At 69.1% G+C, this 10,478-nt stretch carries 11 protein-coding genes; 4 read left to right on the top strand and 7 right to left on the bottom strand.

Going from position 1 to position 10,478, the window contains the following annotated elements:
- Window positions 1-330 precede the first annotated feature (330 nt).
- Complete coding sequence (locus ACLN58_RS12265; RefSeq protein ID WP_415855541.1) at window positions 331-723, top strand: VOC family protein; 393 nt, start codon at window positions 331-333, stop codon at window positions 721-723.
- Window positions 724-832: 109 nt separating this feature from the next.
- Window positions 833-2,374, top strand: coding sequence for a UDP-N-acetylglucosamine 1-carboxyvinyltransferase (locus ACLN58_RS12260; protein ID WP_415855540.1), 1,542 nt, complete (start codon window positions 833-835; stop codon window positions 2,372-2,374).
- Window positions 2,375-2,435: 61 nt separating this feature from the next.
- Here ACLN58_RS12260 and ACLN58_RS12255 read toward each other — a convergent pair whose 3' ends face one another.
- Window positions 2,436-2,855 carry a MarR family winged helix-turn-helix transcriptional regulator gene (locus tag ACLN58_RS12255; RefSeq protein ID WP_415855539.1) on the bottom strand — a complete coding sequence of 140 codons (420 nt, stop codon included), beginning with the start codon at window positions 2,853-2,855 and terminating at the stop codon, window positions 2,436-2,438.
- A gap of 74 nt (window positions 2,856-2,929) precedes the next feature.
- Here ACLN58_RS12255 and ACLN58_RS12250 point away from each other — a divergent pair, with 74 nt between their 5' ends.
- Window positions 2,930-4,159, top strand: coding sequence for an FAD-dependent oxidoreductase (locus ACLN58_RS12250; protein WP_415855538.1), 1,230 nt, complete (start codon window positions 2,930-2,932; stop codon window positions 4,157-4,159).
- A gap of 198 nt (window positions 4,160-4,357) precedes the next feature.
- Here the strand turns inward: ACLN58_RS12250 and ACLN58_RS12245 are convergent, their stop codons facing one another.
- Window positions 4,358-4,855, bottom strand: a complete 498-nt coding sequence (locus tag ACLN58_RS12245; protein WP_415855537.1) for a glutathione peroxidase — start codon at window positions 4,853-4,855, stop codon at window positions 4,358-4,360.
- A 170-nt stretch (window positions 4,856-5,025) separates the two neighbouring features.
- On the opposite strand from ACLN58_RS12245, the gene ggt reads away from it, so the two are divergent.
- Entirely contained in the window at window positions 5,026-6,849 is a 1,824-nt protein-coding gene (gene ggt, locus ACLN58_RS12240) for a gamma-glutamyltransferase (protein WP_415855536.1), read from the top strand.
- A gap of 139 nt (window positions 6,850-6,988) precedes the next feature.
- On the opposite strand, the gene ACLN58_RS12235 is transcribed toward ggt, so the two are convergent.
- The 5 genes from ACLN58_RS12235 to ACLN58_RS12215 all read right to left on the bottom strand — a co-directional run.
- Complete coding sequence (locus ACLN58_RS12235) at window positions 6,989-7,696, bottom strand: DUF2891 family protein (protein ID WP_415855535.1); 708 nt, start codon at window positions 7,694-7,696, stop codon at window positions 6,989-6,991.
- A gap of 7 nt (window positions 7,697-7,703) precedes the next feature.
- The gene (locus ACLN58_RS12230; protein ID WP_415855534.1) at window positions 7,704-8,672 is read right to left on the bottom strand and encodes a DUF979 domain-containing protein; all 969 of its coding nucleotides are present in this window, start codon (window positions 8,670-8,672) and stop codon (window positions 7,704-7,706) included.
- A complete protein-coding gene (locus tag ACLN58_RS12225; protein ID WP_415855533.1) occupies window positions 8,669-9,382 on the bottom strand; it encodes a DUF969 domain-containing protein in 714 nt (237 codons plus the stop codon). The genes ACLN58_RS12230 and ACLN58_RS12225 overlap by 4 nt, the downstream gene beginning before the upstream one ends.
- Window positions 9,383-9,545: 163 nt before the next feature.
- Complete coding sequence (locus tag ACLN58_RS12220; RefSeq protein WP_415855532.1) at window positions 9,546-10,223, bottom strand: GntR family transcriptional regulator; 678 nt, start codon at window positions 10,221-10,223, stop codon at window positions 9,546-9,548.
- Window positions 10,224-10,259: 36 nt separating this feature from the next.
- A partial coding sequence (locus tag ACLN58_RS12215; protein WP_415855531.1) for an acetyl-CoA carboxylase biotin carboxyl carrier protein subunit occupies window positions 10,260-10,478 on the bottom strand: 219 nt, incomplete at its 5' end.

Genomic DNA, 10,478 nt, shown 5'->3' with positions numbered 1-10,478 from the left:
GACGCGTGGGTGATCGCCGCGGGGGTGGGCATCGCGGCGCTCGCGGTGGGGGCCGCCGTCGTGCTCGGGACGTGGAACGTCGTGTGGGGGTAGCCCCCTCTCGTTGCGCCGTCAGATCCGCTGGGCCCACACCGACGAGGAACCCGGCCCGAGCCTTCGAGGGTTGGGAGTCGGTGGGGAGGTGGGCGCCCCGCTGACGTGACGGCGCAACGGGACGGACGACGGCGCAACCCACCCTGATCCGTCGATGTCGCCTCTGGCGCTTGGCCCCGCGGGGTGGAATCCTTTCCGCGGGGGAGCCCCGGCATGACCACAAGCGAAGGAGCCATGATGGTTGAAATCACTGGATCGTTCTCGAGCTTCAGCGTCGACGACGTCGAGAAGGCGAGGGACTTCTACGTCGGGACCTTGGGCCTGACAGCGGAGGACATCATGGGCGGACTGCGGCTCACGCTTCCCGGCGGGGCTCAGGTGTTCGTCTACCCGAAGCCGGACCACGTCCCGGCGACCCACACGGTGCTCAACCTCGTGGTGCCGAGCGTCGACGACGCCGTGGCCTCGCTCCACGAGCTCGGGATCCGGACGGATCACTACCCGAGCAGCGAGCAGATGCCCCTCGACGAGAACGGAATCCTCCGCGATCCGAATGGACCCGCGGGCAACGGGATTGCTTGGTTCAAGGATCCTGCGGGTAACGTCCTCTCGGTGGTCAACGAACCCTAAACCCTTGCGTTATCTCATGGAAATGTGTTACCGGGCGGTCTAGACCGCCAATTGTCTCGAAATCGTGTCGATTTGCGGCCAACTATCGCATCTGTGATATTTTGGCCGCATGGCACAACAGACTGCTGAGACCGTCGGGGCGATTCTGCGCGAAGTGCGCAGCGACAGGGGCTGGACGCAGGGGCAGCTGGCTGCCGAACTGGGCACAAGTCAAAGCGCCATTGCGCGGATGGAGCAGGGCAAGCAGAACCTGAGCCTCAAGATGCTCCAGCGCATCGAGGACATCCTCGGCCAGCGCATCCTCAATATCGGCCCGTCCAAGATGACCCACCTCCGGGTCGAGGGCGGGCGCCGCCTCTCCGGAGCCGTCGACGTCAACACGTCCAAGAACGCCGGCGTCGCGCTCCTGTGCGCGAGCCTCATCAACCGCGGCACCACGACGCTGCGCAACCTCGCTCGCATCGAGGAGGTCAACCGGATCGTCGAGGTCCTGACCTCGATCGGTGTCGAGTGCACGTGGCTCCCGGGCGCGCTCGGCGAGCAGCCACGCGACCTCCAGATCCGCCGACCTGCCGTCCTCGACCTCGAGGCCATGGACGTCGAGGCGGCCCGGCGCACGCGCAGCGTCATCATGCTGCTAGGCCCGCTCCTCGACGAGCGCAGCGAATACAAGCTCCCGTACGCGGGCGGCTGCGACCTCGGTACCCGAACCGTCGAGCCGCACATGCAGGCGCTCCGGACCTTCGGGCTCGCGGTCGAGGCGTCCAACGGCTTCTACTCCGTGCGGGCCCCCGAGGCCGACCGCGACGACCGCACGTTCGTCCTTACCGAGCGCGGCGACACCGTGACCGAGAATGCGATCATGGCCGCCGCGCACCGCGAGGGCCTCACCGTGATCCGCAACGCGTCGCCGAACTACATGGTCCAGGACCTGTGCTTCTACCTCCAGAGCCTCGGCGTCGAGATCGAGGGCGTCGGCACCACGACGCTGCGCATCCGTGGACGGGCACGAATCGAGCAGGACATCGAGTACTGCCCTTCGGAGGACCCCATCGAGGCCATGAGCCTCATCACCGCCGCGATCGTGACGAATTCGCAGGTGACCGTGCGACGCGTGCCGATCGAGTTCATGGAGATCGAGCTCGCGACGCTCGTGCAGATGGGCCAGGACCTTGAGATCTCGGGCGAGTACGTTGCGCGCAACGGCCGGACCCGGCTCGTCGATGTCACAACGCTCCCGTCCGAGCTGCACGCCCCGGCGGACAAGATCCATCCCATGCCGTTCCCTGGCCTCAACATCGACAACCTGCCGTTCTTCGCGGTGATCGCGGGCAACGCGACCGGCCAGACCCTCATCCACGACTGGGTCTACGAGAATCGCGCCATCTACCTCACGGAGCTCAACCGGCTCGGCGCGCAGATCCAGCTCCTCGACCCGCACCGCATCTACGTCAACGGCCCCACGAAGTGGCGCGCCGCAGAGGTGGGCTGCCCGCCGGCGCTCCGCCCCGCGGCGTGCATCCTGCTCGCGATGCTCGCGGCTCGCGGCACGAGCGAGCTGCGGAACATCTACGTGATCGAGCGCGGCTACCAGGACCTCGCGGAGCGGCTCAACTCGATCGGCGCGCGGATCGAGTACTTCCAGGACTGACCCCCGCCGCTGTTCTTTCGGTTGCAGGTCCTCCCAGAGATCGAAGCCGTGCCGCGTTGCGTCACGCGATGAGTCGCGTGAAGTAGCGCAGCACGGTCTCGATCTCGTCTGGGGTCATCTCGTCGACGGCGACGTTCATGCGCCGGCCCATCTCGCTCGTCGTGTAGCGCTGGGCGATGTGCTGGCACTGCTCCGTCAGGGTGATCACCCACCTGCGGCGGTCCTTCGGGTCGCGCTGGCGCTCCACGAAGCCGAGCCGTTCGAGGCGCTCGAGCATGTCCGAGACGGTGCTCGAGGGGAGTGCCGTCACCTTGACCACCTGCTGCGCCGCGACGATGTCGGGTCGGAGCACGAGCAGGTGGAGTAGCTGCAGCTCGGCGAGGCTCACGCCGAATTCCCGCGCGATCGCCTCGTTTTCCATGACCTGGTCCACGAGGTGGTGCTGCTGCGCGCGCGTGAGCTGTTCCAAGAGATCCTTCACGGCGCCAGTCTAGCGTGATATCTTCCGAATATCGGATCATCCGGATTCCGGACTAATTACGGAGGAAGATCACAATGAAAGTTGGAATCATCGGCGCGGGGCTCGGCGGCCTCACCCTGGCCCATGGCCTCGCCCGCCGGGGCGCCGACGTCGAGGTGTTCGAGCGGGACGCCTCGCCCTACGTCCGCCGCCAGGGCTTCCGGATCACGGTGGACGAGCACGGCTTCGCGGCCCTCCGCGCGTGCCTCCCGGCCGAGCTCTACGCCATGGTCGACGCGACGAGCGGGCCGCCCGGCGGTCACTTCCGCATCACGGACGAGCGCCTCCGCGACGCCGTCGTGGTCGACTTCGACGCCACCGTCGATGCCGAACGGCAGGTCGATCGCGAGGTGCTCCGCGCCGTGCTGCTCTTCGGGCTCGAGGACAAGGTCCATTGGTCGACAGACGTCACGTCGATCGAGGGCACTCCGGGAGGCAGCCGGATCGGCATTGACCGGCCGGGGGATCGAGGTGACCGGATGAGGGAGTTCGACCTCGTGGTCGTGGCCGACGGCATCGGCTCGAGGCTGCGCCCGGCGGTCTACCCCGGTGCGGCCCCTCAGCAGCTCGGCGTGGGCGGAATCTACGGCCGCGCCCCGCTCCGGGCCGATGGGACGGTTCTCCTGCCAGACCACCTGCACGACAGCGGCATCCTCGCCATGCTCCCGAAGCCCGGGCTCGCGTTCTTCGCGACCGCGATGCGGTTCACGCAGGCTCCGGCCGGGATCCTGCCCGCCGACGCCGTGCCCCCAGGCCTGGACGCCCTCGGCGACTACGTCATGTGGGGACTCATCCCCGACCCCGCCGAGACGGACGTGCTCCGCGATCAGGGTCCCGAGGAGCTGCTCCGCAGGGCGCGCGACCTCACGGTCGGCGCGTCGCCCGTGCTTCGGGGCTTCGTCGCGAGCTCCCGCATCGCCGACACGCTGTTCAGCCGCTTCTCGGCGGGCCGCCCTGGCGGGCAGCGCGCGATCACCCATGCGACCGCGATCGGCGACGCGATCCACCCCATGCCACCGCTCGGCGCGCACGGCGGGAACACCGCCCTACGGAGCGCCCAGGCGCTCGCCGCCCGTCTCGCCGTCGTCCCAGCGGACGCGCCTGAGCAGGTCCCCGCCGCGATCGATGCCTACGAGTCCGAGATGACGGAGTACGCGACCGCCGCCATCCGCGCCGCCGAGTCGCAGACGGCACGCCTCACGCGCCGCGGGGTCGGTGCCTTCGCGCTCCGGCGCATCCTGCCGCTCCTGCGCCGGCAGAGCTGAGGCTAGGCGCCGCGCACGACGCGGTCGAGCGCGGCACCGGGGGCATGGTGCTCGTGGACATCCGAGGACGAGTGGCGTTCCTTCCTGCCCACTTTGGGACTCGCGTGGGAGCACGCCGGAGGCGTCCGCTGCGGATTTCAGCTCACGGGCGGGGCGTCGGCGGCCCGAAGATGAGCAGGAAGGGACGCGGCCCAGCGGCTAGGCTCGCGGCTCGCGCGGGAGGCCCGCCTCGAGGAGCGCGACGATCGCGGGGTCGTCGGGGAGGACGCGCGGCCGGAACCGGTGGACCGTGCCGTCGGGGAGGACGAGGAACTTCTCGAAGTTCCACGTGATCCGCCCCGCCTTGCCCTCGCCGTCCGGGGTCTTGACGAGCTCCTGGTAGAGCGGATGCGCGGAGCGGCCGTTGACGCGCACCTTGTCCATGACGGGAAACGTGACGCCCCACGTCGCGGTGCAGTACTCCGCGATCTTCTCGGTGTCCCGGTACTCCTGGAGGAACTGATTGCTCGGGAACGCTAGCACCGTGAAGCCTCGCCCCTCGTACCGCTTTTGGAGCTCCTCGAGCTGCTCGTATTGAGGCGCGAGGCCGCAGCGGCTCGCGACGTTGACCACGAGCCGGACGCCGCCGGCCCACTCGCCGAACGTCGTGCGGCGCCCGCTGAGCGTCGTCACGGCGATGCTGTCCAGCCCGGACATCCTGTGCCTCCTCGTGGCTCTCCCCGAGGAAGAACGAACAGCCTCGACTCCCGGTTCACCCCTCGGGGCATCAGAAACTCGATTGCTCGGAGGGCTGACTCCCCAGATGGCGGCAAAGTAGCTTGGGTCACACCCTGTCAGCCTGCTTTGCCTTGTATCGGGAGGGACCTGTGAGCACATTCAGACATCAACTCGCCGCCGTCGCGGCGACCCTAGCGCTCGGCGTTTCGAGTGCGTTGGTCGCGAGCCCGGCCTCCGCGGACCCGCGGCAGACCGAGAAGACCCCCACCGCCGTCGGCTACGGCGGCGCCATCAGCACCGTGGATCCCGAGGCCTCGGCCGCGGGGCTTGAGGTGCTCCGCAACGGCGGAAACGCCGTTGACGCCGCGGTGGCCGCCGCCGCGACCCTCGGCGTGACCGAGCCCTACAGCTCGGGAATCGGGGGCGGCGGCTTCTTCACGTTCTACGACGCCAAGACCCGCACGGTACAGACCATCGACGGCCGCGAGACCGCTCCCGCGGCGATGCGGCACGACGCGTTCATCGATCCCGCGACCGGGAAGCCGTACAACTTCACTCCCCAGCTCGTGACGAGCGGCGTCTCCGTGGGCGTGCCGGGGACCGCCGCGACGTGGCAGCGGGCCCTGGACCGCTGGGGGACCGTCAGCTTTGGCGAGGCCCTCAAACCCGCGATCAAGGTCGCGGACCGCGGCTTCGTGGTGGACCCGACGTTCCGCCAGCAGACCCTCGACAACAAGGCCCGCTTCGCGGCCTTCCCCTCGACCGCGAGCCTCTTCCTGCCGGGCGGCGACGCGCCGCAGGTCGGCTCGATCTTCCAGAACCATGACCTCGCCGCGACGTACCGGATGCTCGCGAAGGGCGGCATCCAGGCGTTCTACTCGGGACCGCTCGCGGACGAGATCGCGAACACGGTGCAGAACCCGCCGAAGTCTCCGACCACTACGCTGCCCGTGCCGCGTGGCAGCATGACGGCCGCGGACCTCGCGAACTACTCGACGATCGACCGTGACCCGACGCACGTGAACTACCGCGGCTACGACGTCTACGGCATGGCTCCCGCGAGCAGCGGCGGCACGACCGTCGGCGAGTCGCTCAACATCCTTGACCAGTTCAACCTCGCCGGCATGAACGACGCCGACGCGCTGCACCACTACCTCGAGGCGAGCGCGCTCGCGTTCGCCGACCGAGGCAAGTACGTGGGAGACCCAGGCTTTGTCAACGTCCCGACGAAGGCCCTCCTCGACCCGCTCTTCGGCAAGCAGCGCTCGTGCTCGATCGATCCCACGCACGCGGCGACCAAGCCCGTGGCGCCCGGCGACGTGACGAACTACAACGGCGTGTGCCCGATGGCCGCGGCGCCCGCGGCGGAGAAGGACACCGAGAACATCTCGACGACGAACATGACGGTCACCGACCGGTGGGGCAACGTGGTCGAGTACACGCTCACCATCGAGCAGACGGGCGGTTCCGGGATGGTCGTTCCGGGGCGTGGGTTCATCCTCAACAACGAGCTCACGGACTTCTCGGCCGTGTACAGCCCCACGGACCCGAACCGGATCGACCCGGGCAAGCGCCCGCGCTCGTCGATCTCGCCGACGATCATGCTCCAGGACGGCAAACCGTTCCTCGCGCTCGGCTCGCCGGGCGGCTCGACGATTATCACGACCGTGCTCCAGACGATCTTCAACCGGATCGACCGCGGCATGACGACACCCGAGGCGATCGCCGCGCCGCGCGCCTCGCAGCGCAACACGGCGAAGGTCACGGCGGAACCGGACTTCATCGCGAAGTACGGGAGCCAGCTGACGCCGTACGGGCATGTGTTCCAGCCGTCCGGCGACGCGTTCACCTCGGCCGCGGAGATCGGGGCCGAGACCGCGATCGAGTTCCTGCCGGACGGGCGGACGCTCGCTGCGGCCGAACCGACGCGGCGCGGCGGCGGCTCGGCGATGGTGGTGCAGCCCTCGCCGTGAGAACGCGTCCCTTCCTGCCCACTTTGCGGTGGCGTGCGGCCCATGACGGCGCCGTCCGCCTGACGGTTTCAGGCCTCCGCGGGTGTCGGCCGCACCTAGATGGGCAGGAAGGGACGTTCAGCGAGCTCGAGGACGTGGCTCAGGCGAACTCGAGCGCGCTCCGGGACTCGAGCGCGTCCCACGCGAAGCTCGCGAGCCAGTGCGTCGACATGAAGTCCCCGCTCTCGAGGGCCGTGAGCCCCGCCTTGAGAAGCGGATCGACCGCGGCGGCGAGCACGGGCTCGGCTGAGGAGACAGACGACGGCGATTCCGCCTTCCGCAGGGCCCGCACCACGCGCGAGAGCTGACCCGCGCGGCTCAGGTTGAGACCGTGAAGGTGGACCATGTACCCGTCGGACTCGTCGGTCACGCCGACGACGGCAAGCATGCGCGACTCCGCGCCGAGCCCTGGCAGGAAGCGCTCGAGCCACGCCGCGAACTCGTCGGGGCCGAGCACGCGCTGCATGAGGTCGGCCTCGCTGAGACCCGCGGAGAGGAAGTCCTGCCCGCTGAGCTCCCATTCGGAGGCCCAGCCCGCGTCCGCGCCGAACCACGCGCGGGCCGCGGACTCGCACGCCGCCGCGGCGTCCGTCCGGCCGAGCGCGCGGAACGCGTCGAGCAGGAGCGCGACACCGAACGCCGAGTTCGTGTGCAGGCCGTGACGCACGGGGTGCAGCTCTTCGGGGATCGCGCGGTCGCTCGCGGAGCGCTGGGTGTGGTGGGCCGAGTGCGGGAAGTCGCGGCCCAGGTTGTCGAGGACGACGGCGGCGCAGTGCTCCGCGGCCGAGGGCATGAGATCGAAGTCCACGGTTCTCCTAGAAGGCGAGGAAGTACATGAGGGCGGTGTTGACGGCGAGCAGCGGGAACGCCGTGCCGAGCTGGGCCGTGATGACGCCGTACTTGTTCTTCATTTCGAGCAGGGCCGAGGGCACGAGGTTGAAGTTCGCGGCCATCGGCGTGCACAGCGTGCCGCAGAAGCCCGCGAGCATGCCGATCGCGAAGACGATCGCGGGGTTCCCGTGGAACTGTTGGACGAGCACGGGCCAGCCGATCGCGGCGGTCATGATCGGGAACGCCGCGAAGCCATTGCCCATGAGGACCGTGAACACGAAGAGGCCCACGCAGTACACGATGACGGCCGCGAGGAGCGAGCCCTTCGGCATGACCCCGGTGACGAGCGTGCTGACCGCCGTGCCCACGCCCGCCTTCGTGAAGAGGATGCCGAGAGTCGAGAGCATCTGGGGGAGCAGGGCCGCCCAGCCGATCGACTCGAGGATGCGGCGGCTCTCGAACACGGGCGTGAGCGCGTGCTTGGGCCGGAGGATGGCAAGGGCCACGGCGGCCGCCACGATCGCTCCGATCGCGAGGGCCACGAGGGTCGTGTTCTTGGGGTCGAGGATCGGGGTCCCGCCGATCGCGAGAACCGGCGCGAGCAGCACGAGGATGACCGTGACGATCGGGAGCGTGAGCGCGGGGATGAAGAGCTTGTTCCCGAACTTGGCGGCGAAGGCCTCGCGCTGGGGGCCGGTCGAGGTCTTGGCCTTGCCGTCCGCGAGCTGCTTGGTGGCGGCGAGGGCCACGAGGACGAGCACGGCGATGCCGAGGATCCACCCCGGCGCGGTTCCCGCCTGGACCCAGGTGCCGTAGAAGAAGCACAGGCCGAGGAGGCCCCAGAAGGCCGAGCTGCCCCAGCGGCGCGGGTGGTTCGCGTCCCGCACGATCAGGACGGCCCACGCGATGAACAGGATTCCGATGAGCCAGTAGACGGCTTCGACGTTGATCACTTGGCTTCTCCTGCCATGGCGTTCTCGGTGGAGGCTTCGTACTCGCGGTACTCCTTATCGAGCGCCCTGTCGAGGCGCAGGAGCCGGAAGCCGTGGATGAGGAACGCCGCGATCGCCGACGGGATGGCCCAGAGCGCGAGCTGGAGCGGCTCGAGGTGGAGATGGTACGTCGTGTCGACGAACGTCGTGATGAGCAGGATCGAGCCGACGGCCACGAAGACGTCCTCGCCGAAGAAGACGCCCACGTTGTCCGCCGCGGCCGAGTGGCCCTTGATGCGTTCCTTGATGTGCTCCGGGACGTGGCCGTAGCGGCGCAGCGCCGCGCCCTCGGCCATGGGGAAGACGAGCGGGCGCACGGTCTGCGCGTGCCCGCCGATGCTGTTGAGGCCGACGGCGGCGGTCAGCTGCCGCACGGCGAGGTAGCCGAGGAGCACGCGGCCGGCCGTGAGCTTCGCGAGCTTCCCGATGAGGGTCTTGGCCTGCTCCTGAAGCCCGAAGTATTCGATGATGCCGACCACGGGGAGCACCGCGACGAAGATCGTGACCGAGCGGCTGCTCGCGAAGCCGGTGCCGAAGGCCTCGAGGATCTGGAGGGGATTGAGGCCACCCAGGAGCGCCGTGACGATCCCGGCGACGGTGACGACGACGAGGGGGTTCAAGCGGATCGCAAAGCCAACGATCACCAGAAGTACCCCGATGAGTACAAGCATGATTATCCGTTCCGAAAGGGGGTTCGGTCTGCGAAGGGGGGTGCGCCATAAGCGCGTGTGACCTAGAGCATAACCTTTTGTTGAACAATCAGGCAAGGGTGTTGTTGAACAATCTCGTTTAAGGCGAATTTCGGGTGCGTTACGGCGGCGTCGGCCGGCGAGCTTAGCCCGTGACGGCGGCGAGGAGCTGCTGTTCGGCCCGGTCGAGGTAATCGGCCATGAGAGCGGAAGCATCCGCCGGGCGGCCAGCCTCGAGGAGCTCGACGATCCGCGCGTTGTCTTCGACATAGGGCGCGTGGAAGCGCGGGTGGGAGCCCATCGTCGCGAAGACGAGGCGCATCTCGGCGAGGATCTGCTCCATGAAGCTGTTGAGGCGCTCGCTGCCGGCCCGCGCGACGAGCGCGCGGTGGAACTCCTGGTTCGCGTTCGCCATCGCCGGCACGTCCCCGGCCTCGGCGGCCTGCCGCGCCTCCCGCACGATCGCCGCAAGAGGCTCGGTCGGAGCCGCGGGAGACCACAGGAGCGACGCTGGCTCGACGAGCCGCCGGACGCGGTAGATCTCGCGGATGTCGTCCGCCGTGGGGTGCGAGACGAAGACGCCGCGGTTGGGGATGCGCGTCACCACGCGCTCGGCGTACAGCGTCGCGAATGCCTCGCGGAGGGTGTTCCGGGAGACGCCGAGGGCCTCGCGGAGGGCTTCTTCCGCGAGCTTCGCTCCGGGGGCGAGCTGGCCGTCGGCGATCCGTTGCCGGAGCTGCGCCGCGACCCACGAGCTCGTCTCGGCGTGCTTGGTCTCGCCTGCCTCGGCGCGCAGCCCGGCGAGAACCTCCTCTGACGTCATGGCACAACCCTAGCTGCGCCGGAGGCGCCGCCCGGGCTACGAGATCGTAGTCAGGACGTCGCCGGAGGCGACGGCATCGCCCGGCGCCGCGGCGTGCTCGCCGAGCGTCCCGGCGCGGTGGGCTTGGACGGTCGTCTCCATCTTCATCGCCTCGAGGACGACGACGGCGGCCCCCGCCTCGACTGCCGCGCCCGGCTGCGCGAGCCACTTGACGACCGTCCCGCTCATGCCGGCCGTGAGCGCGGTCCCGAACGA

This window comes from Sinomonas sp. G460-2 (assembly GCF_047759905.1).
In the GTDB taxonomy this organism is placed as follows: domain Bacteria; phylum Actinomycetota; class Actinomycetes; order Actinomycetales; family Micrococcaceae; genus Sinomonas.
This window is presented reverse-complemented; position numbering and strand designations above follow the sequence as displayed.

Bases quoted from the DNA above. Each gene is read 5' to 3' on its own strand.
- ACLN58_RS12265 (WP_415855541.1), top strand. From the start codon at position 331: ATGGTTGAAATCACTGGATCGTTCTCGAGCTTCAGCGTCGACGACGTC.
- ACLN58_RS12260 (WP_415855540.1), top strand. From the start codon at position 833: ATGGCACAACAGACTGCTGAGACCGTCGGGGCGATTCTGCGCGAAGTG.
- ACLN58_RS12250 (WP_415855538.1), top strand. From the start codon at position 2,930: ATGAAAGTTGGAATCATCGGCGCGGGGCTCGGCGGCCTCACCCTGGCC.
- ACLN58_RS12245 (WP_415855537.1), bottom strand. From the start codon at position 4,855: ATGTCCGGGCTGGACAGCATCGCCGTGACGACGCTCAGCGGGCGCCGC.
- ACLN58_RS12225 (WP_415855533.1), bottom strand. From the start codon at position 9,382: ATGCTTGTACTCATCGGGGTACTTCTGGTGATCGTTGGCTTTGCGATC.
- ACLN58_RS12220 (WP_415855532.1), bottom strand. From the start codon at position 10,223: ATGACGTCAGAGGAGGTTCTCGCCGGGCTGCGCGCCGAGGCAGGCGAG.